General features: G+C 47.5%; 24 protein-coding genes, 1 tRNA gene and 1 other RNA gene. 12 read left to right on the top strand and 14 right to left on the bottom strand.

Features of this window, described 5'->3' with window-relative positions; genetic code table 11:
* Positions 1–253: 253 nt before the first annotated feature.
* A tRNA-Ala gene (locus ACMUEV_RS19035) sits at positions 254–326 on the bottom strand.
* Between the two features lie 26 nt (positions 327–352).
* On the bottom strand, positions 353–838 hold the full coding sequence (locus tag ACMUEV_RS19030) for a hypothetical protein (RefSeq protein ID WP_190653355.1): 486 nt from the start codon (positions 836–838) through the stop codon (positions 353–355).
* Positions 839–897: 59 nt separating this feature from the next.
* On the opposite strand from ACMUEV_RS19030, the gene fmt reads away from it, so the two are divergent.
* Complete coding sequence (fmt, locus tag ACMUEV_RS19025) at positions 898–1,860, top strand: methionyl-tRNA formyltransferase (protein ID WP_190653356.1); 963 nt, start codon at positions 898–900, stop codon at positions 1,858–1,860.
* 6 nt (positions 1,861–1,866) lie between these two features.
* Here the strand turns inward: fmt and ACMUEV_RS19020 are convergent, their stop codons facing one another.
* The 7 genes from ACMUEV_RS19020 to ACMUEV_RS18990 all read right to left on the bottom strand — a co-directional run bounded on the left by ACMUEV_RS19020 (position 1,867) and on the right by ACMUEV_RS18990 (position 8,021).
* The gene (locus ACMUEV_RS19020; RefSeq protein ID WP_190653357.1) at positions 1,867–3,150 is read right to left on the bottom strand and encodes an insulinase family protein; all 1,284 of its coding nucleotides are present in this window, start codon (positions 3,148–3,150) and stop codon (positions 1,867–1,869) included.
* Between the two features lie 134 nt (positions 3,151–3,284).
* A complete protein-coding gene (locus ACMUEV_RS19015; RefSeq protein WP_225885701.1) occupies positions 3,285–4,592 on the bottom strand; it encodes a M16 family metallopeptidase in 1,308 nt (435 codons plus the stop codon).
* A gap of 352 nt (positions 4,593–4,944) precedes the next feature.
* A non-coding RNA gene (ssrS, locus tag ACMUEV_RS19010) (6S RNA) lies at positions 4,945–5,129 on the bottom strand.
* Between the two features lie 180 nt (positions 5,130–5,309).
* The gene (locus ACMUEV_RS19005; protein ID WP_190653358.1) at positions 5,310–5,852 is read right to left on the bottom strand and encodes a GNAT family N-acetyltransferase; all 543 of its coding nucleotides are present in this window, start codon (positions 5,850–5,852) and stop codon (positions 5,310–5,312) included.
* Between the two features lie 65 nt (positions 5,853–5,917).
* Positions 5,918–7,030, bottom strand: coding sequence for a 5-(carboxyamino)imidazole ribonucleotide synthase (locus tag ACMUEV_RS19000; protein WP_190653359.1), 1,113 nt, complete (start codon positions 7,028–7,030; stop codon positions 5,918–5,920).
* A gap of 9 nt (positions 7,031–7,039) precedes the next feature.
* Positions 7,040–7,507, bottom strand: a complete 468-nt coding sequence (locus tag ACMUEV_RS18995; RefSeq protein WP_242044805.1) for a pentapeptide repeat-containing protein — start codon at positions 7,505–7,507, stop codon at positions 7,040–7,042.
* A gap of 79 nt (positions 7,508–7,586) precedes the next feature.
* Positions 7,587–8,021: a cobalamin biosynthesis protein gene (locus ACMUEV_RS18990; protein WP_190653361.1), complete on the bottom strand. Its 435-nt coding sequence runs from the start codon at positions 8,019–8,021 to the stop codon at positions 7,587–7,589.
* Between the two features lie 86 nt (positions 8,022–8,107).
* On the opposite strand from ACMUEV_RS18990, the gene ACMUEV_RS18985 reads away from it, so the two are divergent.
* From ACMUEV_RS18985 to fghA, 4 genes are all read left to right on the top strand, one after another.
* Positions 8,108–9,076 carry a tetratricopeptide repeat protein gene (locus ACMUEV_RS18985; RefSeq protein WP_190653362.1) on the top strand — a complete coding sequence of 323 codons (969 nt, stop codon included), beginning with the start codon at positions 8,108–8,110 and terminating at the stop codon, positions 9,074–9,076.
* Positions 9,077–9,117: 41 nt separating this feature from the next.
* Positions 9,118–10,323, top strand: coding sequence for a homocysteine biosynthesis protein (locus tag ACMUEV_RS18980; protein WP_190653363.1), 1,206 nt, complete (start codon positions 9,118–9,120; stop codon positions 10,321–10,323).
* An 89-nt stretch (positions 10,324–10,412) separates the two neighbouring features.
* A complete protein-coding gene (locus ACMUEV_RS18975) occupies positions 10,413–11,522 on the top strand; it encodes an S-(hydroxymethyl)glutathione dehydrogenase/class III alcohol dehydrogenase (RefSeq protein ID WP_190653364.1) in 1,110 nt (369 codons plus the stop codon).
* Between the two features lie 19 nt (positions 11,523–11,541).
* A complete protein-coding gene (fghA, locus tag ACMUEV_RS18970; RefSeq protein WP_190653365.1) occupies positions 11,542–12,372 on the top strand; it encodes an S-formylglutathione hydrolase in 831 nt (276 codons plus the stop codon).
* Here fghA and ACMUEV_RS18965 read toward each other — a convergent pair.
* Positions 12,354–15,092, bottom strand: coding sequence for a GAF domain-containing protein (locus tag ACMUEV_RS18965; RefSeq protein WP_190653366.1), 2,739 nt, complete (start codon positions 15,090–15,092; stop codon positions 12,354–12,356). The two genes, fghA and ACMUEV_RS18965, sit on opposite strands and share 19 nt — an antisense overlap.
* Positions 15,093–15,159: 67 nt before the next feature.
* Here ACMUEV_RS18965 and ACMUEV_RS18960 point away from each other — a divergent pair, with 67 nt between their 5' ends.
* Positions 15,160–16,317: a transposase gene (locus ACMUEV_RS18960; protein ID WP_415354608.1), complete on the top strand. Its 1,158-nt coding sequence runs from the start codon at positions 15,160–15,162 to the stop codon at positions 16,315–16,317.
* A gap of 200 nt (positions 16,318–16,517) precedes the next feature.
* Here the strand turns inward: ACMUEV_RS18960 and ACMUEV_RS18955 are convergent, their stop codons facing one another.
* A complete protein-coding gene (locus ACMUEV_RS18955; RefSeq protein ID WP_017287516.1) occupies positions 16,518–16,874 on the bottom strand; it encodes a hypothetical protein in 357 nt (118 codons plus the stop codon).
* A 208-nt stretch (positions 16,875–17,082) separates the two neighbouring features.
* On the opposite strand from ACMUEV_RS18955, the gene ACMUEV_RS18950 reads away from it, so the two are divergent.
* Complete coding sequence (locus ACMUEV_RS18950; protein WP_017287517.1) at positions 17,083–17,574, top strand: DUF4168 domain-containing protein; 492 nt, start codon at positions 17,083–17,085, stop codon at positions 17,572–17,574.
* A gap of 148 nt (positions 17,575–17,722) precedes the next feature.
* Here the strand turns inward: ACMUEV_RS18950 and ACMUEV_RS18945 are convergent, their stop codons facing one another.
* Both ACMUEV_RS18945 and ACMUEV_RS18940 read right to left on the bottom strand, forming a co-directional pair.
* A complete protein-coding gene (locus ACMUEV_RS18945; protein ID WP_190648302.1) occupies positions 17,723–18,493 on the bottom strand; it encodes an ABC transporter ATP-binding protein in 771 nt (256 codons plus the stop codon).
* 2 nt (positions 18,494–18,495) lie between these two features.
* The gene (locus ACMUEV_RS18940) at positions 18,496–19,608 is read right to left on the bottom strand and encodes a branched-chain amino acid ABC transporter permease (protein ID WP_415354620.1); all 1,113 of its coding nucleotides are present in this window, start codon (positions 19,606–19,608) and stop codon (positions 18,496–18,498) included.
* Between the two features lie 134 nt (positions 19,609–19,742).
* On the opposite strand from ACMUEV_RS18940, the gene ACMUEV_RS18935 reads away from it, so the two are divergent.
* The 3 genes from ACMUEV_RS18935 to ACMUEV_RS18925 all read left to right on the top strand — a co-directional run bounded on the left by ACMUEV_RS18935 (position 19,743) and on the right by ACMUEV_RS18925 (position 20,907).
* Positions 19,743–19,961, top strand: a complete 219-nt coding sequence (locus ACMUEV_RS18935) for a hypothetical protein (protein ID WP_190648300.1) — start codon at positions 19,743–19,745, stop codon at positions 19,959–19,961.
* Positions 19,958–20,260 carry a cytotoxic translational repressor of toxin-antitoxin stability system gene (locus ACMUEV_RS18930; RefSeq protein WP_190648297.1) on the top strand — a complete coding sequence of 101 codons (303 nt, stop codon included), beginning with the start codon at positions 19,958–19,960 and terminating at the stop codon, positions 20,258–20,260. Before ACMUEV_RS18935 ends, ACMUEV_RS18930 begins: the two co-directional genes overlap by 4 nt.
* Positions 20,261–20,376: 116 nt before the next feature.
* Positions 20,377–20,907 (top strand): DUF2721 domain-containing protein, encoded by a 531-nt coding sequence (locus ACMUEV_RS18925; RefSeq protein WP_017287522.1) that lies wholly within the window; start codon positions 20,377–20,379, stop codon positions 20,905–20,907.
* Between the two features lie 22 nt (positions 20,908–20,929).
* Here ACMUEV_RS18925 and ACMUEV_RS18920 read toward each other — a convergent pair whose 3' ends face one another.
* Positions 20,930–21,205, bottom strand: coding sequence for a hypothetical protein (locus tag ACMUEV_RS18920; protein ID WP_190648295.1), 276 nt, complete (start codon positions 21,203–21,205; stop codon positions 20,930–20,932).
* Between the two features lie 239 nt (positions 21,206–21,444).
* Between ACMUEV_RS18920 and ACMUEV_RS18915 the strand changes: the two genes are divergently transcribed.
* Together ACMUEV_RS18915 and ACMUEV_RS18910 are read left to right on the top strand one after the other, a co-directional pair.
* Positions 21,445–24,960: a DNA polymerase III subunit alpha gene (locus ACMUEV_RS18915; protein ID WP_190648293.1), complete on the top strand. Its 3,516-nt coding sequence runs from the start codon at positions 21,445–21,447 to the stop codon at positions 24,958–24,960.
* A gap of 30 nt (positions 24,961–24,990) precedes the next feature.
* The gene (locus tag ACMUEV_RS18910; protein WP_190648291.1) at positions 24,991–25,557 is read left to right on the top strand and encodes a Uma2 family endonuclease; all 567 of its coding nucleotides are present in this window, start codon (positions 24,991–24,993) and stop codon (positions 25,555–25,557) included.
* Positions 25,558–25,590 lie beyond the last annotated feature (33 nt).

Here is a 25,590-nt window from a genome sequence, read left to right as displayed (position 1 = left end):
ATCCCTATGAATAAAGGTTTTCAGACTGCCGTTACCACCGTTACCACCAAAAACCCCATCTCTTACGTTTATTTTTCAAACTCTACCCGATCGCGTTGTTCGTTACTGAGGGAGTCATCCCAAACTCAGACCAATTTACGAACCTCTCTGACGATTTCTGAGGGTTTCAGACGCTACTTGTTGAGAATGGATCAACCACCCAACACTAGAGGATAAGCCCGAAAAACGTTGATATATCAGCGTTTCTAGGATATGGAGCTAAGGGGATTCGAACCCCTGACCCCTTCAATGCCATTGAAGTGCGCTACCAACTGCGCTATAGCCCCCCAAGTTATTATTTATCCTACTGCATTTACTCCGGTAGAGTTGCAAAAACTTGTTCAACAATTTGTTTCGTTTTTTCTTCTAACTGATTCCAATCGACATCGCCTGTTTCATCAATCAAATGGGTATCGATATCAACGGGATGCTCATCCAGCATGGGAGAGCGAAAACAAATTCGGTAGCATAATTCCCACAGATCGACTTTGATTTGGCGATCGTCTTTCTCTAAATGCAACTCATATCCAGGATATGGTGAAGGCATCTGAGACAATTCGGCTTCAATCTCTGCGGTCTGCTCTGGTGAAGCCGTCTCAAGCTGTTGTCGAAGCTGCAAAACCTGCGCTTTCGTCTCATCTGAAATGTCATCTGCCCAAATTTGCACATCCTGATAGGTTCCTCGCCAGGTGGAACTGTCCAACTGCTTGCGAAGATTATCAATCAGGCGGATAAAAGCAGGCTGCATTAGAAGTTCTGCCTGCTGCCAGGTTTCGATCGTTGCAAATTTAGGCTTCATGAGTTCAAAATATCAGCTTGAATTAGTGTAAGCGTCTGTCGGGAGCGAGACTCAAATTGATGAAAATTGTATTCTTTGGAACGCCTCAATTCGCAGTGCCCACGTTGGAAGCATTGCTGAAATCCAACTCGTTTGAGGTCGCGGCTGTCGTGACTCAGCCCGATAAACGGCGGGGACGGGGAAATGAACTGTCGCCTTCGCCGATTAAAGCGATCGCGCTTTCACACGAAATTCCCGTCTTGCAGCCGAAGAGTATTAAAAAAGATGTAGAGGGATTAGAGTATTTGCGATCGCTCAACGCAGATGCCTTTGTCGTCGTTGCATACGGGCAAATTCTGTCGCAGGAAATTCTAGATATGCCGCGATTGGGCTGTGTGAATGTGCATGGCTCGATTTTGCCGAAATATCGTGGAGCTGCTCCGATTCAATGGTGTTTGTATCACGGAGAGGCAGAAACCGGAATTACAACGATGCTGATGGATGCGGGCATGGATACAGGGGCAATGTTATTGATTGCGAAAACAGCGATCGCGCCGTTTGATAGCGCGCATGATTTGGCAGTTCGTCTTAGTACAATTGGCGCTGATTTGCTAATGGAAACCTTGTTGAAATTTCCGGAGATTACACCGATTCCACAAGACAACGAACAAGCCACTTATGCGCCCTTGATTAAAAAGCCGGATTACGAATTGGATTGGTCAAGAAGTGCGATCGAGCTTCACAATCAGATTCGAGGGTTTTACCCAAATTGCAACACTCAGTTTCGAGGAACTGGGCTGAAAGTAATGCACACAATTCCGCTTGAAGGAGAGTTTTTGAATGAATTTGAGGAATTGCGCGCGTTAAACTTGCCGACTGGAACACCCGGCGAAGTGGTCGAAATTGTCAAAAATTGGGGAGCCGTGATTCAGACTGGATCAGGGGCATTACTGCTTAAAGAAGTGCAGCTAGCCGGGAAACGCGCCCAGTCTGGATGGGATTTTGCGAATGGAATGCGGATTACCATCGGTGAAGCACTCTAAGCAAATCTAGAGCGACTCGATCGCGTCCGCAGGCCCTAATAATGAAATGTAAGGTTCACCAAAATACCGACAAGCAATTTCTTGGGCGGCCTCTGCGGAAACCTTCGCGATCGCGTCTTGAAACTGACTGTCGAATTCCACCCCTAAACCTAGCGTTTCATACCAGCCAAAAATTTGCGCCAGTTGCGAATTAGTTTGTTTGCCAAGCGCGTATTGTCCGAGTAATTTGTTTTTGGCGACTTGGATTTCTTCCGCGCTCAGCGGTGCATCACACAGTCGATCGACTTCTGTTTTTAAACCAGACAGCGCGATCGCAGTATTGGTGGGTGCAGTGCCCATGTAGGTGACAAAGTACGACGTATCTAACCGAGTCGGATAGAAGGCTGAGACTTCGTAGGCTAAGCCTCTTTTTTCTCGCAGTTCCACGAATAGCCGACTGGATAATCCATTGCCCAGATAGGTATTCAGCAATTTCAACGCAGCATAGTCTTCCATCGTTTCGGGCGTAACAGAAGGTGCAAGATAGCCCAGAATGACGATCGATTGCTGTGTATCCTGTGGAACAGCGTTGCGAGTCGGATTAGAAGCGACGATCGGTAAATTCAGATTCGGCAAGGGAACTAAGGGCGCGCGCCAACTGCCGAGAATTTCTTCAACTTGTGAGACTGCTTCTTCGGGTGTAATTCGTCCTGCAATGCTAATTGTCAGATTATCCGGACGAAAATGGGTTTGATAGTAGTGCTGTAAATCTTCGCGCTTTAGATTGGCAACGGTTTCGGCTGAGCCTAAGCCTGAGAGTGCGTAAGGATGATCCCCATACATGGCGTGGCGTAAGCGATCGAGTGCCACTGTAAAGGGTTGTTCTTGCTGAGATCGAATTGCTTGTAACGCTAAGCGACGTTCGAGTTCAACTTCTGATTCTGGAAAAGTTGCCGATCGCAGTAGTTCTCCTGCTAATTTCAACATTTCGGGAAAATCAGCAGAAACCGTTTTGATGCTGAGCAAAAAGTAATCTGAAGCCGCATCCGTACTCAGGCTCGCTCCGATCGATTCAACGCGTTCGGCAATTTCTAGAGACGAATGGTTTTCGGTGCCCTTCGTCATCACAGCGGCAACGAGGTGGGAGAGTCCAGCTTGCTCGATCGACTCCCAACGGCTACCCGCTTTGAAGAAAAGCCGCGCTGCAATGATGTCAGCAGACGGATTTTCAGTGACCAGCACGGTGATGCCATTGTCTAAAACCGTGCGATGAATGATGCGATTATGGGGCAAAGCAATAGTTGAAGTCACGATCGTTCTTAAAATTGACGTGTGTTGATTTTAGCAATCGGTCGGGAATCTGCCTTCTCGAATCGATTCGCGGCGACTCAAATCAAGTCTGTCTTGATAGACTCGAAGCGCGAATTCGATGAGCAATGCGATCATTAGTCGCCCGGTGTGACAACGATCGCCGCATAGTGATAAGGCGAAAGATATTGGCTGGCTAAATCGCGCAAATCTTCAACCGTAAAGGACTGAATCAGATGCGGATAAGCCGCAGCAGCAGTAATTTCTGCCAGCGAATGGTAGTAGCCATAGAGTCCGGCAAGTTGTCCAGGCGTTTCGATCGAGAACGCATAATCGTTACACAAAAGCCGCTTGGCGCGATCGAGTTCGGCTTGAGAAATGGGAACTGTCATCAATTGCGATAAGCGATCGCAGATCAAGGCTTCTACCCGTTGAAGATCGTCGGCATCTAACCAAGCCGCGATCGTAAACAAACTGGAATCACGCTGGAGCGAGAAACTACAGTCAATTCCCTGCACTAAATGTCGCTCTTCTCGAAGCTCTTGTACCAACCGCGAGGTGCGTCCTGCTCCTAAAACGGCTGAGATCAAGTCGAGTCCACATGCTGCTCTGAGCGGATCTTGCTGATTCGCTTGTTCAAAGCGTTTCCAGGGGAGCGTTTCGTCAACTTGCCCTACCGGAGCTTCCACACCTGGAGCCATCCAAGCCATTAATAATCTTGCCTGTTCTAAGCGAGGCAATTGAATCTCTTCACGGCGAATCGTTGTAATCGGGGGTTCTGCCTCGGCGATGTGAATTCGACATGCGTCTGCCTCTGGGAAGGTGTGAAAGGCTTGCTCAACTTGCTGTTTCACATGGTCTAGTCGAATGTCGCCTGTGACCACGACCGTCATATTTTCAGGCTGATAATGGGTGCGATGGAACGATCGCATTTCTGCTGCGGAGCGTCTCATCAAACTTTCTTCTGTGCCCAAAATCGATCGCCCATACGGATGTCGCTGATACACCAATTCCGCGAGAAATTGAAATGCGATCGCGTCTGGATTGTCATAAGTCTGCAAAATTTCTTCTAAAACGACTTCCCGTTCTCGCTCAAATTCGTCTTCGGGGATCGCGGCATTTAAGAGCAGTTCGCCTAAATACGGCAGAGTGTCGGCAAAGTCTTGTGCCGCAGTGGTCATGTAGAAATGCGCGTAATCATAGCTCGTTGCAGCATTCGTCATGCCGCCCCGTTTCTCGATCGCTTGATCAAATTCGCCCGGTGCAATTTTCTCGGTTCCTTTGAAAATCATATGTTCGAGAAAATGCGCCATGCCTGACCATTCATCCGGTTCTACAATCGAGCCTGCATTCACCCAGACATCGATCGCAGCAATCCCGGTCGTCGGCAAGTCATGATGAATCAGCGTTAAACCATTGTCGAAGCGATGAACAGTCGCAGGCACGAAAAGAGCGTTTTGGGGCGATCGATAAATGTTCAAGGGCTTAATTGAAGAACGAAGGTTTGGGGATCGATTTCTTAAGAAAGCAGATTGTGATCTAGAAAACTGACAAGCCTGCTTCAAATATGAAAAGCTTAAGAATCATGCAACATCTTTGAATAATTCAGGATGAATTTCTTGCGTCAAAGTGCAGAAGATAAATCGTTCAAAAGATAGATCTCAATTAGATCATTCATTGCACAAAACCCATTGCAAAACACAGTTCAGAATATATTTTTGATAAAACGTAACTTTCGGGATATGGGCGTTTAAAAATAAAAACTCCCCTACTAGGTTCTAGTAAGGGATCAAGAAGTAGGATACCGCAACGCCGTCTTACCTCAGTTTTTGACCTGGTTAAAACCAGGTGGGTGTCGAAGTGGCGGATATAAAGTTTCCGGGTACAAGCCCGGTCTACTGCCATCAGCCTTTGTAGACTCCCAGATTCAAAAAACATAGATCATAAAACATTGTTGGCAGTCACCAACGCCGCAGCAAATCCTTCACTTATTCTAGCGGGTCAATCCGAAGTTGGGAAGCAGGGAGATTTTGGATAAAGAGAGGAAATCAGTTTTGGCAGCGATCGCCCATCTAGAGGGATGGAATGTCTTTGCGAGGTTGCAACTTTAGCCCTCTAACCGAGATTAGCCGTTCGCCGATTTGTCAGAGCTTCAAATCGCACTACCAATCCTCTCGCAGAATTGACCAGAGTTTCACATCTTCAAAGACTTCTCCTTTACGCACTCTTTGACGGAGCACGCCTTCTTGCACAAATCCATTATCTTGAAAGAGTTTTCCAGAAGCCGGATTTCTCACCAGATGATAGGCATCAATTCGATTCAGGTTTAAGTTTTCAAATCCAAAGCGAAGTATAGCTTGTAAGGCTTCGCTCATATATCCTTGTTCCCCAAGCGCAACTGCCAGCCAAAACCGCAGTTCTGCCCGAGCATGTTCGAGTTCGATCGAGCCAATTTCGATCACGCCACATAATCCTGGTTCAGCTTTACGCTCAATCGCAAAGGCAAAGGATCGTCCTGCCTCAGCCGCCGCAATTTGTGCTTGGATGTATCGTTCTGCCTCGCCTTCAGGATACGGATGCGGCAGCGAAATCATCATATCGGCAACTTCACGATCGCTTGCTGCAGTCTGGAGCGACGGCGCATCTGCTAGAGATAGAAAGCGAAGACTTAATCGAGGTGTTTCTAGGGGAGCGTGAGTTAGCATGAAACGCTTTCAGTTCGATCAACTGCTATGGGCAAATCCTACCACTGAAAAAGCCGAGTGCTCCTTTAATGCCGATACCAAATCTCTTCGATCGTGCTAGCAATCTCTAACGCTTGTTGCCTCAGATCAGTCACATCGTCTAGTAAAACCGTGACATGTCCTAATTTTCGACCTGGGCGTGATTCAGATTTGCCATACCAATGCACAAACGTGTTGGGCAATTGAGCGATCGCGTTGCGTTGTTCTAAATACTCGCTTTCTGCTTGCTCAAATCCGAGCAAATTTACCATCAACGCACCCTGACAATTCAAGGCTGGACTGCCCAAAGGCAAATCGCTCACGGCTCGAAGCTGTTGTTCAAATTGTGAGGTTTCACAAGCATCGATCGTGTAATGTCCTGAATTGTGCGTTCGAGGTGCAATTTCATTGACAAGAACGCGATCGTCTTTTGTCAGAAATAGCTCAAACCCGTAAATTCCGACGACATCGAGCTTTTCTAGTACTGTTTGAGCAATTCGGTGAATCTCTTGCTGAACATCTTTTGAAACTTCAGCAGGCGCAATCACTCGACGACAGACTTGATTTTCTTGCTGCGTTTCCACAATCGGATAGATTGCGATTTCACCCGAACTTGAGCGAGCCGCCATCACCGCTAATTCGCGATCGAACGGAATGAATTCTTCCAGCACGATCGGCACATTCTGCAATTTCTCGATCGTTGCTTCCCAAGTTGCCGCATCGCGAATGATAAATGTCCCTTGTCCGTCGTAGCCTAACCGACGAGTTTTTAAGACCACCGGAAATTCAACATCTCGCTCACCAAGTAACCAGAAATCAGGAGTCGGGAGATCATAAGTTTTGAGAAATTCCCGCTGCACATACTTATCCAGCAACGGTCGCAATGCAGACAAGCTAGGGCGAAAGGTCACATTCTGAATTTTAGCGAGCGCATCGAGATCGACAAATTCATTCTCAAACGTAATCACATCGACATGCGTGCTTAAAACCTCGGTTGCACTGGCATCGTTCACCCGCGCAAACAGCGTTTCTTGTGCTACCGACACGGCTGGATCACTCTCATTTGGGGTTTGCACCACCAATGTTAGATTCAGCTTTCTGGCTGCCTCTGCCATCATCCAAGCTAACTGTCCGCCGCCAATCACACCGACTCGGTTCATACTTGCCTCCTAAGACGGGCAACCGAGCGACTCACGAGTCTCGACCCCAGTTTTTGAGTTCGTTCCTTGAGCCACCTTGCACAACTCTCGAATTTGATAGCGATCGAGAATTGCCCCCGTAAAATCTGCCCCAGTGATATTAACATTCAAGAATTCACTACGCAGCAACATTGCATCCGTTAAAATCGCATCGCTCAGATTCACCCGCACCATTGGAACTTGATCGACCATTGCCTGTTGCAGATTTGCACCATGCAGATTCGTCTCTGTCATATTCGATGCACTCATCGCAGCCCCGGACAAATCAGCATTCGAGAAATCTGCATCTGTGAGATTGGCATTCGTAAATTCTGCCAATCTCAAGGTCTGACCTGAAAAATCCTGCCCTTTCACATCTGCATTGCTATAAGACAAAGGCGGGCGATATTGCTGGTCGTAGCGTTTTCCTACGATGGGATCAGCACTAGCGCTTGCCATGATCCAAACGCTACAGATGAGAGTCAAGCATACGATCGCGATTCGCCGTCCCATAACTATCTTGCCGATTCAACACCCTTCACTGTAGCGAACTTTCCGCGATCGCAATCGTCACTCCTTGGATCACTTGTTTCGGCACTTTCAAAATTTGCGTTTGCGCAGCACACATTGCTGCGGCTTCTGCCACACTCGGCGTTTGTACAGTCATCGCAACTTGTAAAGACGGATTGGGAACCGCGATCGCACTCAGCCGATCTGCGGAGAAGCATCGTAAGGGCAAAGCGTGATCTCGACAATATTCGACCAGTCCAATTTCATCAGATTTACGATCGAGCGTTGCAATTCCTGCGATCGTCCTATGCTCCAATTGATACAGATCGAGAACTTGATCAATTGCAGTTTGAATGATCAACTTGGTCGTGCCTCGACGACAGCCAATCCCAATCCAGAGACAAAGCGGCGACTGTTTCAGGTTAAGCCAATTGTCGAAAAGTTCTTGAGTACGGATTCTCACTGCAGCCAACTTAGTGCAAAATAGAACAAATTAGGGTGCGTTGGGTACGGAAAATGACTTGTCACCAACGTTTTAGGGCAAAAAAGATGCAAGTTTCTAAGCAATCGGCTCTCCCCCTCCTTTTGACTCTAGCAGCAGCAGCACTCACCACCGGATGCGATGATGTTCGCGATGCAGTTCGTGCTTCTACTCCAGAACTTTCAGCAGATCTCTCGCTTGGTGATCCTGCTTATTACGTCAATTTAGGACACGAACTGCAATCGAGTCGCAAATACGAAGAAGCGATCGCGGTTTATCGCAAAGCGATCGTGCTCGACATGGAAAACTCTGAAGCCTATAACGGTCTGGGACAAGCACTGATCGAACAACGTCGAATTGCAGAGGCGATCGCCGCCTATCGCCGCTCGATTGAAATTAATCCACAAAATGCCTCTGCCTATGCCGGATTGGGCAATGCCCTAGCCGATCGCAGACGCAACGAGGAAGCAATCGCAGCTTATCGCCGCTCGATCGAGGCGAATCCGAAGCAGATGATGGCTTATGCGGGTTTAGGGAATGTGCTGGCAGAGCAGAAGAAAATCCCAGAAGCGATCGCGCAGTACGAACAAGCCTTAAAAGCACCTGAGCAAACCGAGAAAGCGCAAGCGATCGCGTATGTCGGATTGGCACGAGCCTTGCAGACTCAAAATCGCACAGAAGAAGCGATTAATCTCTATCGCAAAGCGGCTCAAGTTGCGCCGGACTATGCGTGGGCACATATTTTCCTCGGTCATGCTTTGGCAAATCAGAATCAGTTCGATGCCGCGATCACAGCTTACCGAGAAGTGCTGAGCCAACCGAGTGAGCGCAAAGGCAATCTCGGCAATACCCATGCCATTGCACTGAATGGATTGGGTTCTGCTTTGCAGCGGCAAGGAAAACTCAGAGAAGCGATCGCGCAGTATGAAAAAGCAGTCGATACGGATCTCAACTACGAAGCCGCACAGAACAATTTGAACCGCGCCAAACAGCGTCTCGCTCAAGAAGTTTCCAAAACAACTTCGGCTCGGAGTTAACTCGCCGCATAATGGCAGAGGTGACTTAATTCCGATGCCTTATGCGAACTCTGGCTGAAATCAACGAGAAAATTCAACGCGGAAGTGCGATCGTACGAACTGCCGAAGAGGTGAAAGCTCAAGTGGCAGAAATCGGAGTCGCTGCAACCGCAAAGCTCGTTGATGTCGTAACGACAGGCACGTTCGAGCCAATGGAGTCTTCGGGGGCAGTGTTGAACTTAGGACAAACTGATCCCCCGATCAAAATTCGCCAGTGTTGGGTCGATGGAGTGCCTGCATATGCCGGATTTGGCGCAGTCGATTTGTATTTAGGTGCGTCGCAGGTCGTGGAGTATCCGGGCGGATCAGAGCCGTTAGATCATGACGATCGAGAATCCCCAGATGCAAGACAGCGACAGCGCGGTGGAGGGCATGTGATCGAGGATCTGATTGCCGGACGATCAGTGACGTTGCGAGCGGTCGGCCAGGTCACGGATTGCTATCCGCGATCGTCATTTGAGACCAGCATTACTCGCGACACAATTAATCAATTCTATTTATTTAATCCCCGCAATCTGTATCAGAACTTTATCGTGGGCGTGAATGGCGGCGATCGCCCTTTATTTACGTATTTAGGAGCGCTACAGCCCCAGTTAGGCAATGCCGTTTTCTCAAATCCGGGCGCAATTTCGCCGCTGTTGAACGATCCAGATTTGCAATTGATTGGCATTGGGTCACGAATTTTTTTAGGTGGGGGAATCGGCTATGTCGCTTGGGAAGGAACGCAGCATTTTCCACTTCAAAAGCGCTTGCCCAATCGGACACCCATTGGACCCGCTTCGACACTTGCATTAATTGGTGATGCAAAACAGATGGATGCGCGCTGGGTGCGAGGCTGCTATTTCCGCGGCTATGGAGCTTCTTTGATGCTTGGGGTGGGAATTCCGTTGCCTGTGCTGAGCGAAGAGGTGATTGCCCATTGTGCGGTGCAAGATCAAGATTTGGTTGCTCCGATCGTTGATTTTTCGATTCCGCGCCGAGTCCGTCCCACCTTTGGACTGGTGAACTATGCCCAGTTAAAGTCTGGGAAATTAACGATCGATGGCAAAGTCGTGAGAGTCGCGCCGCTAGCAAGCCTTTATCTGTCCCGCCAAGTTGCAGTCGAGCTAAAACACTGGATTGAGGCAGGCACGTTCACATTAACTGAAGCTGTTGCCGCCATTCCCCACGATCGCGCATTTATTCCCCAAGATATGCGAGGGATGTAAATCCGTTTGGTGACAAATTTTGAATGGGTTGACCTGAGGGGAGACAGGAGCGCTACACTGCGATGAAGTTTGACTAGGTAATTAAAGATATGGATACGAAAGCCGCAGTCGCCTACAAAGCCGGAGAGCCTCTCAAGATCGAAACGGTGCAGTTAGAACCCCCAAAAGCGGGAGAAGTTTTAGTCGAAATCAAAGCGACTGGGGTCTGTCATACCGATGCTTATACGCTGTCTGGTGCTGATCCTGAAGGCTTGTTTCCAGCCATTTTGGGACATGAAGGCGCAGGCATTGTGGTGGAAGTGGGAGCCGACGTAAAGAGTGTTAAGCCTGGAGATCATGTGATTCCGCTTTACACGCCAGAATGTCGCAATTGTGAGTACTGTCTCAGCGGCAAGACAAATCTTTGTCAAGCGATTCGATCGACGCAAGGAAAAGGGGTGATGCCCGATGGCACTAGCCGATTCTCGATCGGGGGAGAGCCAATTCTGCACTACATGGGCACTTCAACCTTTTCAAATTACACCGTTCTGCCAGAAATTGCCGTTGCTAAAATTCGCGAAGATGCTCCCTTCGAGAAAGTCTGCTTAATCGGCTGCGGTGTGACCACTGGAATTGGAGCCGTGATCAATACTGCCAAAGTCGAACCCGGTGCAAATGTAGTGGTCTTTGGCTTAGGTGGAATTGGGCTGAATGTGATTCAAGCGGCTCGTATGGTCGGCGCGAACATGATTGTGGGAGTCGATCTCAATCCGAGCAAACGGGCTTTAGCCGAGAAATTAGGGATGACTCACTTCGTCAATCCCAGCGAAGTAGAAGGCGATATCGTTCCGTATTTAGTAGACCTTACAAAAGGTGGAGCAGACTATTCGTTCGAGTGTATTGGCAACCCCAAAGTCATGCGACAAGCCTTGGAATGCTGCCATAAAGGTTGGGGAGTTAGTGTGATTATCGGAGTCGCTGGTGCAGGGCAAGAAATTAGTACTCGCCCCTTTCAACTCGTTACTGGGCGGGTTTGGAAAGGAACAGCATTTGGTGGGGCAAAAGGTCGCACAGATGTACCGAAGATTGTGGATTGGTATATGGATGGCAAAATCAACATTGATGATTTGGTGTCGAAAATTTTACCGATCGACGATATCAATCAAGCCTTTGATCTGATGCATCGAGGCGAAGTCATTCGCTCAGTCGTAACGTTCTAAAAGTAACAAGCAGCTTGCAATGGATTTAGTTAGTCAAACCAAATGCTTCGGAGGCTCGATCGAGGTTTATTCTCATGCCTCGATCGCTTGTCAGTCTCCGATGAAATTCTCGATCTATTTGCCGCCCCAAGCAAAAGCGCGATCGCTGCCAGTGTTGTACTTTCTCTCTGGCTTAACCTGCACCGAAGAGAATTTCATGGCAAAAGCAGGCGCACAACAGTTTGCCGCAAAGTATGGGCTGATCTTAATCGCGCCAGATACTAGCCCCCGCAACACCGGAATTGCGGGGGAAGATGAGGATTGGGACTTTGGAACTGGCGCAGGATTCTATGTCGATGCCACGGCTGCACCTTGGAGCCAGCACTATCGCATGTATAGCTATATCGTCGATGAACTCCCAGAGTTAATTGGTGAAAACTTTCCAGTCTTACGCGATCGACAAAGCATCACCGGACATTCAATGGGCGGACATGGTGCATTAATCTGCGCCTTGCGAAATCCCGATCGCTATCGATCGGTTTCTGCCTTTGCACCGATTTGTGCCCCGATACAATGTCAGTGGGGACAGAAAGCATTCTCAAATTACTTAGGAGCAAATCAGAACGACTGGCGATCGTATGATGCGAGTGAGCTAGTTCGAGTCGGACAATTTCCCGGATCGATTCTCATCGACCAAGGCAGCGAAGACAAATTCCTCGCGAATCAGCTTTTGCCAACCGTATTTCAGCAAGCCTGTGCAGACGTTGGACAATCATTAAATCTGAGAATTCAACCCGGCTACGATCACAGCTACTATTTCATTGCTTCCTTCATTGAAGATCACATTCGCTTTCATGCAGAAATGCTTTGACGGATCGGAATTTCAATCCAAAATTCAGTTCCCTGCCCCGGTTCAGAATGACAGTTTAGACTGCCCTGATGGTCTCGCACGACCACTTCATGACTGATCGCTAATCCCATGCCTGTTCCTTTTCCGATCGGTTTCGTTGTAAAAAACGGATCAAAGATACGCAGCTGAGTTTGGGCTGAAATTCCGCATCCATTATCTGCGATCGAAATGAGCACGCGATCGTCATGAAGTTGTTTTGTGCGGATACGAATTGTGGGATTCTCGACCGTTTCAAGCGCATCGATCGCATTACTCAGCAGATTCATAAACACCTGATTCAACTGCCCTGCATAACATTCAACTGCGGGTAATTCCGCATATTCCTTAATTACCTCGATGCTGAAATCTCCCCCGTTTGGTTTCAAGCGATGCTGCAAAATCAGCAGTGTACTTTCGATTCCTTCATGGATATCAACTGGCTTCATTTTAGCTTGGTCAAGCCGTGAGAAATTGCGGAGAGAGAGCACGATTTCGCGAATTCGTTCTGTTCCGACTTGCATTGAAGCCAGTATTTTAGGTAAGTCTTGGCGAACAAACTCAAAATCAATCGATTCGATCAGATCAATCACTTCTGATCGAGGTTCAGGATAAGCTGCGCGATAAGCGTCAAGCAGCCTCAGCATATCGATCACATAATGATTCAAATAGTTGAGATTGCCATGAATAAAGCTGACCGGATTGTTAATCTCATGGGCGACTCCAGCGACTAATCGCCCTAAGCTCGACATCTTTTCAGTTTGAATCAACTGCGCTTGAGTATGCTTCAAAGAATGCAGCGTTGCCTCGATCTGCTGAGCTTGATGCTGAGTTTGCAAGAGCAATTCGGCTTGCTCAAGTCCGATCGTCAACTGAATCGCAACTTGTTTCACAAATTGAATCTCATGCTCTGTCCAATTGCGCGGACGATCGCATTGATGCACACACAATAATCCCCACAGTTCATCTCCTCGTAAGATGGGCGCAATCAAATGGGCACGAATCGCAAGGCGCTCTAAAATTGCTAAATAACAAGGTTCGATTACGAGTGCTTCCACATCTGAGATCGAACTCACCCGACCATGCCGATATTGGTTTGCAAACCGTTCTCCAAAGCAATAATCTTCGATACGCGTACCCAAAACAGAGGAAAGTCCTGAAACCATATTTTCAGCAATCACCTGCCCTGTATTGTATTGACGATCTAAATCAAATTGATAAACGCAGACTCGATCGACATTCAACGATCTCCGAAGCTCTTCGGTTGCGGTCGCACAAATCTGCTCAACTTGCAGCGATTTCCGCATATTCGTCACCACACTGAACAGAACATGCTGCTGCTCAGTTGCTTTCTGCAATCGAGCCGTACGCTCTTGAACTTGAATCTCTAAACTGGCATTCAGCTTTTGCACATGTTGATGCGTTTCATATTGTTGAATCGCGCTTGAAAACTGATGAGCGATCGCGCAACCTAGCTCTAAATCTCCTGCTGTCCAAGGCTGAATTTGTCCCCGTCGAGATTCACACCACGCTTTAAAGGACTGACGCGGATAAAGCTGCCGCTCGTCGGAGCTAATTTGCCCCGCCCAAAGAATCTCAGTTTCAATTTCATCTCGAAAGATAGTGAGATAGCCAAGCAATTCTCGGCGATACCACAAGGGGAAAATCAGTACCCCTCGGATTTTGAGCGATCGAAATGCAGGGTAGAACTTTTGCAATGCTGGCTCTTGATATAGATCCGCGATCGCCCAAACTGAATCTTGTTCAGACTGAAACTTATCTTGCCAAGCCCTGTCTTCTTCGAGCAGCACAAATTCAGCCGTTTCGATACGCTCATCTCTAGGAGCCACCGGCTGGCTCCCACATTGAAACAATCTGACACAAGCACTCGGCAGTTTTAGATTGCGAGGAGAATGTTCGACTGCCAATGATGTGGCATTCACCCACAGTCGTCCCCCTGACCCTGCAAAGGCTGAAACTGCTGTTTCTAAAGCAGCTTGAAGTTCAATCGTCGAAAGCGAATGCAGTAAGCAACTAATGCGACGTAGCGTCGATTCGCGATCGGCTTTAGCACGCGCTTGTTCGATCAAATGATACTGAGCAATCGCTACAGTCAGCAAATCAACGACCATCTGCAGCGCACTCACTTGTGCGTCTGAAAACGATCTCGCTTCAGCATGGTGAATGACAAACAATCCCCAAAGCTTGCCTTCTTGCAAAATTGGGACGACCAGCGAAGACTGAATTCCCATTGCCATCAGATATTCAGCATGACAGGCGTTCAGCGGACGATAGCGGATTTCATCGGGTGCAGTAGAATCAATTCCCGTTTGTCCAATGCGACGTTCAGCCACATTGACAATCGATCGCGCTCCGGTTCTTGCAAACAGTTCGCGTGCTCCAGGGGGAATATCATTCGCAGGAAATGTTAACCCTAGCAGCGAAGGGAGGCGTTGTTCGCAAATCCACTCTGCGACTACGGTTCCCGTTTCATCAGGATTAAACTGGTAGATTTTTACCCGATCACAACTTAAAACGGCACCGATTTCCTGAGCGATCGCAGCTAAAAGTTCAGATAAACTTTTCGACCTCCGAATCCAGTGTGTCACTCGCCCAAATAGTTCTGTATTCGGAGATGAAACATTCGTCTGAAACCTTAGTGATGTAGAAAAGTCCTGAAACGTCTGATTTATCGAGAGTCTCATGTGAGACAAGAATGGCTTGGGCGGGGCAAATTGTGAGAGGCTTAAGTTCCTACACAAAAACAATCTCATGCAACTGCCCCATCTGTATCGTGAACTAATCGACCAATTCCGTCAATGGATTCAACCGCGTGACCAACGGCACTTAGAGGGCGTATCCGAAGCGGTTGCTGCAATTCTACAATCCGAGAGCGCCTGCTTGAATCATTGGTTGCCCTATTTGAGCCATCGCGGTTGTACCGCCCGCAGTCACCATGCTCGCTTGAATTACTTACTGACCAATCCGCAGGTCAATGCTGAAACCTTCTATGTTCCATTATTGCAGCAATTGCTCTGTGCCTTTGCCGGGACAGACTTGCTGCTGACGCTCGATACCAGTGTGTTGTGGGATCAGTTCTGTTGGATTGGGGTCTGCTTTGTTTGGGGTGGACGCTCGTTCACCTTAGCTCAGATGGTTTTGGAACATGGCAGTGCAACAGTTGCTTTTGAAGCTTATCTTCCTGTCTTAGAGCAAGTTTTCAGCCTGTTGCCCTCTGATTGTCGGGTGACGCTGCTGGCAGACCGTGGCTTTGAGCATGGCGAACTGATGCGGTGGTGCAATCGACACGCATGGGACTGGTTGATTCGGGCTAAAAGCAATCTCACGATTACCCTCGCTCCCGGTGTATCGCAGTCTGTTGCTCAATTGCTGTCTCCAGTCGAGCAGGCTTACTTGTTCCCGAACGTGACAATTCTCGAAGACATCCCCTGCCATCTCGCCACTGCTACACTGCCAGGGGGACAAGAGCCTTGGGCTGTCCTCAGTAGCCAACCCCCTTCATTACAGACGTTTGAGCGCTATGGTCATCGCTTTGGCGGAATTGAACCGCACATTAAAGACTACAAATCTGCTGCCTTTGACATCATTGGCTCTCATTTACGCGATGCCACAGGGCTTACCCGTCTGTTCATGCTGCTCGATATGGCAACGCTGATTGCTTTGGTTTTAGGCTTTTTGCTCGTGCGTTGCGGTCAACGCAAACGGCTCGATTCCCATCCAGAGCGAGGCTTGAGTTTTCTGCAACTTGGTTTGCGCTATCTCAAACAACTTCGTCATTTGGGTCAACCCTTGCCCCGATTTCAGCCTCTGCCACGTCGGAGTCCACCGACGGCATGTGCTTCTCAAAGTAAGCGCGATCGTTTAAATCAAAGGATTCTATTCTCCAAAGTCACCACGTTCTCATCGTGAGACAGCAAAAAGTTTTCTACATCACTAAGCGTCTGAAACTCATCGCTCGTCATTTAATTCCGCCCTATCCGTACAAGTTAACTTCTATAGAAACTCTTAACTAGCGTGTTTCTATTTTTAGCCTCAGTATGGGCAGAGTTTTTTGGAAATCTACATGCAGAACGCAGGTTTTCGACTAATAATCATTCTTTTTTGAGCGATTAACGACCATTCTTTTTTGAACGATAATCTTGACATTCATTTGCGGCTGATGTCATCACAACATAAGGATTAACAGCACATTTCATGTAATGATTATTACTAAAGAATTGACATTTCTTACAGGGAAGTCGAGCGAGTTCACGGCTAACTCTCGTCGATTTCTGGTTGTACTTCCAAGTATCAGCAATCACATAGATTAAGCCAATCCAAATCGCAATAAAGCATAAGGGAATCAGCACCATTCCCCCGTCTGGCTGAGGAGAATTCGAGGGGGTAGAAGTGCGTTCGGGCGGGATTTGTGCGATTTGAGTGTTGGCAGTTGGGCTAGGTTGTTGAGGAGATAGGTAGAGAGACATAAGGCTAGAGGGGACGCAAAAAGACTGACCTACTCACTGTTTTATCGATCGAGCTTTTTGACTATCTCTATCAAGGGGACTGATTTCTATCAATGTGGGTATATCTACAGATGGACTTGCTGAAAGATGTAACGCGGATCAAAGGTCTGATAACGGATGTGAATCGCAGGTTGCCTCGATAAGATGGCGCAAAACATTGGAGATTAAAATGATTCAGCGACTTCTCTTGAGTGGATGTGTCTTGGTGATAGGTGGACTGTGTCAGATGCCTGTCCAAGCTCAAACTCCAACCAGCAAACCTGCTCCAACAAGCCAGCCTGCGAATCAGACGGTGACTCCTGCCGAAACTCGCCAATTTGCAAATGCAGTCAAACAGGTCTTAGCGATCAGCCGTGAAGCAGAAAAACAGGCAACTCAGGCAATTCAATCGGAAGGATTAACCGAGCAACGGTTTGATGAGATCTTCCGTTCTCAAAACAATCCGCAGCAAAAGCCATCTAAACCCGTGGAAACAGGGGAGCGGCAAAAGTACGATCGTGTAATTGCAAAATTGACCCAAATCAGCAAGGACAATGATTCTAAGGTAGAAACTGCGGTGAAAAAAGAAGGGCTAGAAATCCCCCGATTCAATCAAATTTTCCAGATTGTCCGATCGAATCCCCAATTGCGCCAGCAGGTTCAAGACATGATTCGCCAATAGGCAGTTTCGACTACACTTCTCAAGTGCTGCATACCAGCCAATGAGCGTCTGAAAGGAATAGAACTCAGAAGATTTCTATTTAGTCTGCAACTTGATCAAAGCTCATCGGCTTTGATCAAGTTGGTCGATTTTTTGCTATCCCAAAATTTTACTGTCCCAAATAAGCCTCTAGTACCTTTGAATTGGATTGAATCTCAGCAGGACTTCCATCTGCAAGATTGGTTCCTTCTGCCAACACCCAAACGCGATCGCACAAGGACATAATCACATCCATATTGTGCTCAATAATCAAGAACGTTAATCCTTGCCGATTCCAGTACTGGATGTACTCACAGATTTGCTGAATCAACGTTGGATTCACTCCTGCCGCAGGTTCATCGAGTAACACAAGCCTCGGACGCGTCATCAACGCTCGCGCAATTTCCAAAAGCTTCCGCTGTCCCCCAGAAAGTGCGCCTGCATAGTCATTTGCTTTCGCTGCTAAGCCGACTGATTCGAGGATTTCCATCGCTCGATCGCGGTTTTCACGTTCCTCTTTGCGAATCTGACCCGCTAGTAACCAGGTGTTAAGAAAATTCTCCCCGGTTTGCTTCTGAGCCGCTAGCAGCATATTTTCGAGTACTGAAAGCCGCGACAACACTCGCGCTACCTGAAACGTACGAATCATGCCACGCTGAGCAATTTCGTGCGGTTGCAGTGACTCGATCGCCTCTCCATCGAATAGAACTTGCCCTTGATCGGGCTGAATGAAATTCGACAGTAAGTTAAACAGCGTTGTTTTTCCGGCTCCATTCGGTCCAATCAAGCCTGTAATACTTCCAGCGGGAACCTCGATCGCCGCATGATTGACCGCTTTAATTCCACCAAAGCTTTTGACCAATCCACGTGCAGAAAGGACAGGAGTACTTGAAGTCTGCATGATTATTTCCCTAGTGTCAGTTCGTCTTTGTTGCCCAAAATGCCTTGCGGTCTAAATCGCATCAACACCATGAGAATCAATCCAATCAACATAATCCGCAGCGCCCCAACTTGATCAGCCCCGAGTCGAAGAACTCCATCTAAATCGCGAGTAAATGCAGTGTAAGCCCAGTAGATGCCCGCTCCCAAAATCGTGCCTGCATTGTTCCCGGCTCCACCCAGAATCATAATAATCCAAGCTTGAAAAGTAACAATCGGTTCAAAATTCGTCGGATAAACCGTACTCAACTGCCAAGCAAAAAATGCACCCGCAATGCCTGCAATAAAGCCCCCAAGCATTAAGGATTGTAGCTTGTAGCTAAACACATTTTTACCTAATGCCTTTGCAACCTGTTCATCTTCGCGAATGGCTTTGAGAACCCGACCCCAAGGCGATTTTACTAATCTTTCTAATGCCCAATACACAATGGCTAAAGTAATCAGCGACAAGAACAACAGTCCATTGCGCGCTTGATTGTCCCGATAGTTATAGAGTGCTACCGCAGCCACACTGTACAGTCGCAGCGTCAGCAAAATCAGCACTCCTGATACGATCGCCTGAACCTTTTTTTTATGAGATAAGATCCGCTGCACCAATTTCCAAATCACAACTGCAAAAATTGGAGTGACGATCGCAATCATGCCAATCCGAGTCGCAACAGTGGGACGAAATTCTGCCAGCGGCAACGGAAAGTTTTGAACCCCAAATGCGCCTTTGGTGAGCCAACTCTCATTCAGCGCTACTAATCGCACTAATTCTGAAACCCCGATCGTGACGATCGACAAATAATCTTCGCGCAATCGCAGTGTTGAAAACCCCATCAATAAGCCCAACAATGCTGCCAATAGTCCGCCAATCAAAACAGCCAGGAAAATTGGCATTCCACTTAAAGTAAATAACGAAGTCGTATAAGCTCCCACCGTCATAAAGGCGACATGCCCAAAATTGATCAATCCGGTGTAGCCCCACTGTAAATTCAGCCCCAGACTAAAAATTGCATAAATTGCAACGGAGACAAGGAGAAACACTAAATAGCCGATCAATCCGGGATCAAATGAGAAAAGGTAATCTAGCATAAACATGAACTGCGATCGTGTAAGCAAATCGTACCGTAAGCGGGAACACAATCTGTCTTGATTCGCACCAGTTGAGCGGGATTTCCGGCAAATCGATGGGCATTCTCAAAGGGACTAGTTGCTCCTCCTTAGCTATGAATCTCTATCGCAACCGCGCGCACCATTTAATCGATCGCATGTCTGATGCTGAACTCGAAACGTTTTGGCCGGTTCTAGAAACAGCCTATTGTGATGCGTATATGTTGAAAGCGATTGCTGATGGCAGACGGACTCACAATCCGGGGGACACCCTAACGCGCGAGGAAGCGATGCAACTCTTACCGCTCCTCCAACCCACACCGCGCACATTATGAAACCGACGAAAGCCTCATCGGCAGGTAGCATGATTTTTCCAGCCAGGTTAGAAGTGCGCTACGATCGCGCCTTCTTAATTGATCTCAAAGGACTCGAAGCAGCAGCGATGCAAAAGCTGCACAGTTTTGTGTTTGAGGAGTTTTACCGCACCCATCAACTCCAAGATCTGCCCGAATTCCAACCACTTGAGACAAGCGAAATTTGGTATCGATTCACGGTCGAGAATTTTCTCATCAGCATCGAAGTGACCGGACAGATTATTAAATTCCTTCGCATTCTGCCTAAACCGAGCGTTTGAGTTCAATTCGTCAAACCCTTGCCAGCTATGCTTTCTAGGCTCTTTAAAAGATTTTAGTACCCTCGTACTAAATCTGTGTTATCCTGCTTGCGTTAGAGAGAGTATCAGAACACGGCATGAGTATTGACGACACAACCCAACTGATTCAGCTAATTCTCAATTCGGTGCTAATGCTGCTTGCCTGTGCATTTGTACTGGGTGGTCTACTTCTACGACGCAGTGTGATCGAAAATCGCCTGCAAATTACGAATATCGAATATTTTCAAATTCTCGATCGGTTTGAGCAATCCAATCGCCTCGCCATGCTGCAAAAGCAATTGCGCCATCTCCAGCAGCGAGTCAAGACCGCAAACAATGGCATTCTAGTGATGTACTACGCACTGACGCTATTTGTTGCGAGTACGCTGCTGTTGTCGATCCGAACGGTGATTAGTGCCGAATGGTTAATCACTTCTTCAATGGCAGTGTTCGTGGCTGGGGTTGGAGTTTTGCTGTTTAGCGTTGCGATCGTCTTGCTCGATTTGCATCAATCGGATCGTCCGTTTTGGCAAGAAATGCGAGATATCCTCTCAACAGATTTGCCCAAAAAACGTCGAGTTAAAAAAATTCGCGTTGCCCGATCGATCCGTCGCGTTGCAGTTCGTTAAATAGGTTCGCTAAACAGGTTCATTACGCTTCCGGTGCGATGACCTTGGCAGATTTGCCCGCAGCATCCACCACGATCCATCCGGTTGCCGTGTCGCTCGGTTCAGTCTGGCTCACCCGAAATGCGGTTTTTTCGCCCTTTGTACTAATGTAAAAATCAGCATTTTGAGCAGGCTGAACCATAAAACCGCGATCGCGTAAACAAAACATTGCCCAGCCTTTCAGCGTTTGATTGGCTGGGTTAAATGACACAGGAGGGTTATCAAATACGGTTTGCATCACTTGGATCAGTTGCGACATATTTCCCAATAGAAATCACTATTTTCAGCGTAAACGGTTATGGGCTGAAAAGATGGAAACCACTCCCTACTCCCTACTCCCTACTCCCCAAATTTGGTACATTGGTATTAGACCTTGGACGTTCGCCAAATTTGAGGAGTTAACTCCATATGTAGGGTTAAAGCTTCAAAAAATTTATAAATATAGCGTTCAAGATCGGTTACGCTAAGACTCATTCCTTCGCGTGGGTTGAGTGAATTATGTCTTTCGTCGGTCTGCACATTCACAGCGATTACAGTTTGCTCGATGGAGCTGGACAATTAGACAAACTGGTCGATCGAGCCGTTGAACTCGAAATGCCTGCGATCGCATTAACCGATCACGGGGTGATGTATGGCGCGATCGAACTCATTAAAACTTGCCAAGGTAAAAATGTTAAGCCAATCATTGGCAATGAGATGTATGTCATCAACGGCGACATTACGAAGCAAGAACGCCGTCCCAAATATCATCAAGTTGTCCTTGCGAAAAATACTCAAGGCTATAAAAACTTAGTTAAACTCACCACAATTTCACATCTCAAAGGCGTTCAAGGTAAAGGCATTTTCTCGCGTCCTTGCATCAACAAAGATCTCCTTGCCGAATATCACGAAGGGTTGATTGTGACGAGTGCCTGCCTCGGTGGCGAAGTTCCGCAAGCGATTCTACAAGGGAAGCCTGAAATTGCTCGGCGGATTGCAACTTGGTATAAAGAGCTATTCGGAGACGATTACTATCTCGAAATTCAAGATCACGGGTTACTAGAAGAACGAATTGTTAATCCTGAGATTGTCCAAATTGCAAAAGAGTTAGATATCAAACTCGTTGCAACGAATGATTCTCACTATGTGTCTTGCTATGACGTGGAAGCTCACGACGCATTGTTGTGTATCCAGACTGGGAAACTGATTTCTGAAGATAAACGCCTGAGATATACCGGAACTGAGTATTTAAAGTCAGCGGATGAAATGCGATCGCTCTTTCGCGACCATTTGCCGCAAGACATTATTGAAACAGCGATCGCGAATACCGTAGAAGTTGCAGACAAAGTTGAAGAATACAAACTGCTTGGAGGCGAAGCGAGAATTCCGAATTATCCAATTCCAGAAGGTTATACAGCCGACTCCTACATTGAAAAAATTACTTGGGATGCATTAGTTCAGCGGCAAAAGCTCAACTCACGTGAAGAAATCAGCCAAGAATATCAAGACCGACTCGTTTACGAGTTGAACATGCTGAAGCAGATGGGCTTCTCAACTTACTTTTTAGTCGTTTGGGACTATATCAAATACGCCAGAGACAATAAGATTCCCGTCGGGCCGGGTCGAGGTTCCGCAGCAGGTTCACTCGTCGCTTATGCACTGGGAATTACCAACATTGACCCAGTTCATCACGGTCTACTCTTCGAGCGCTTCCTGAATCCAGAACGGAAATCGATGCCGGACGTAGATACAGATTTCTGCATTGAGCGGCGCGGCGAAGTAATTCAATACGTCACCGAAAAATACGGCACAGAGCGGGTTGCACAGATCATCACTTACAACCGGATGAACTCAAAAGCCATCCTACGAGATGTTGCCCGCGTGTTGAACATTCCGCTGAGCGAAGCCGATCGTATGGCAAAGCAAATCCCCGTTTTCCGTGGCAAATCCACAAAGCTCAAAAAGATGGTTTCTCCCGAAGAAACCCCCTCGAAAGAATTCAGCCAAAAGTACCAGCAAGATCAAGTCATTCCCAACACCAATCCACCGATTACGTATCGACGTTGGTTAGACATGGCAATCCGCATCGAAGGGACAAACAAAGCAACCGGAGTTCATGCCGCAGGGGTCGTGATTGCGGCAGATCCATTAGATGAAATCGTGCCCTTAGAAATGACCAAAGATGGCGGTGTTGTGACCCAATACGCCATGGAAGACATTGAACAATTGGGCTTGCTCAAAATGGACTTCTTGGGGTTAAAGAACCTCACCATGATCGAAAAGACGATCGACCTAATCGAACAAAGCCGCAACATCAAACTCGATCTCGATACCTTGCCGCTCGACGATCCAGAAGTCTACAAGCTACTGGCAAGAGGTGAACTCGAAGGTATCTTCCAGCTTGAATCTTCTGGAATGCGCCAAATCGTGCGTGAACTCAAACCGGATGGGATTGATGATATTTCTTCTGTACTGGCGCTCTATCGTCCGGGACCACTCGATGCAAAGCTGATTCCTAAATTCATCAACCGCAAACACGGGCGCGAGAAGATCGACTATGCTCACGAAATCCTCACCCCAATCCTGAAAGAAACTTACGGCATCATGGTCTTCCAAGAGCAGATCATGAAAATTGCTCAAGACATGGCAGGGTATTCGCTCGGTCAGGCGGATCTGCTGCGTCGAGCAATGGGAAAAAAGAAAAAATCTGAGATGGAAAAGCACCAAGCCATGTTTGTCAAAGGTGCAAAAGAGCGAGGTGTCTCTGCCAAAGTCGCGGAAGAGCTATTCGAGCAAATGGTGTTGTTCGCCGAATATTGCTTTAATAAATCTCACTCAATGGCATACGGGTATGTCACCTTCCAAACGGCTTACCTCAAAGCAAATTATCCTGTTGAATACATGGCAGCCATTCTGACCATCAACAGTGGAGAGCAAGATAAAGTTCAGCGCTACATTGCAACTTGTCTGAATTTGGGTATCAAAGTACTTCCGCCTGATATCAATCGATCGGGCATTGACTTTACTCCGATCGGGGATGCGATTCTCTTTGGACTTTCTGCCGTGCGCAACGTCGGTATGGGCGCGATCGAAGCAATTCTCGAAGCCCGCAACCAAGATGGCAAGTTCAAATCCTTAGCCGATTTATGCGATCGCGTGGATTCCCGTGCGATCAACAAACGCGCCTTAGAAGCCTTAATCCACTGCGGCGCACTCGATTCAATCAATCCCAATCGCCATCAACTCGCAAGCGATCTGGAACTCGTGATGGATTGGGCACAGTCGAGAGCACGCGATCGCGCCAGCGGACAAGGCAGCCTCTTCGATCTCTTAGGTGCAACCACTCAGCAAGGCAGCTTTGAAACGGCTCCAAAAGCTCCAACAGTTGAAGACTACCCCTCTCAAGAAAAGCTCCGACTCGAAAAAGAAGTCCTCGGCTTCTACATCTCCGATCATCCGCTCAAACAATTGCAAGACGCAGCAAAAGTCCTCGCCCCAATCAGTCTCGGCAACATTCAAACCTGTCGAGAAGGTTCAACGGTCAGCGCCATCATTATGATCACGGCTGTCAAACGAGTCACTACCAAAAAAGGTGATGCAATGGCAGTAATTCAAATCGAAGACCTCACAGGTCGATCGGAAGCGGTTGTCTTCCCGAAAGCTTTTGAGCGAATTGGTAGCTTGATCGAACCCGATGCACGCTTAATGGTTTGGGGCAAAATCGACAAGCGCGACGAAGATCAATATCAATTCATTGTTGACGATGCAGAGCCGATTCAAGATGTTCGCATGGTGATGGTCGAACTCGATGCAAAAGTTGCAGACGATGCAATGGAACGTCATCGCTTAAAGACTGTTTTGCAGCAGCAAGGCGATCGAGACAAAGCCAAAATTCCAGTGATTGCGATCGTAGGTACACCTGTAAAAAATCAAATCGTCCGTTTCGGCTCCCAATTCCGCGTCCAAGACGAAGCTGCAACCGTCGATGCTTTAGAAAAAGCAGGCTTCAGAGCGCATGTTTCCTCATTAGTTTAGGATTGAGATCAGCCCTTGAGGAATTCACTCATGAGTCAGACGACAAACAATTTGCGTTGGACAATTCGCGATATTGAAGCTTTGCCTGACAACGAGTGGATTCGCTATGAAATCATTGATGGAGAATTGTTTGTGACGAGATCTCCTCACCATAAACACCAGCAAGTAACCGGACGCATTTTTGCTGTTCTCGATCAATGGTCAGTTGAAACTGGGCTTGGACAAGCTTCAATCATGCCAGGGCTGATCTTTTCAGATTCCGACAATGTTTCTCCAGATGTCACCTGGACAAGTCAGCAACGATATGCGCAAATCGTTGACGATGCTGGACATTACCAAGGCGCACCAGAGTTAGTTGTCGAAGTCTTATCTTCTGGGAGAGTGAATGAAGATCGCGATCGCTCTGCCAAACTCAAGCTCTATTCCACTCAAGGCGTTCTGGAATATTGGATTGTCGATCGCATCTCTCAACGCTTAGAAATCTATCGCCGCAACAATGCCCAACTCACTTTGGTTGCCACATTAGTTGTTGGTGATCAACTCACATCCCCTCTCCTACCTGAGTTTCACTGCGATATTGCCCGTTTTTTTCTATAAAGTCTGTGGTATTAGATGTTGCGTTGAAATTTG

Origin of the sequence: Leptolyngbya sp. FACHB-1624, assembly GCF_047649235.1 — a bacterium.
Classification (GTDB): Bacteria; Cyanobacteriota; Cyanobacteriia; order Leptolyngbyales; family Leptolyngbyaceae; genus Leptolyngbya; species Leptolyngbya boryana.
Note: the sequence above shows the minus strand (reverse complement) of the source record. Positions and strands in the feature narration are given on the sequence as shown.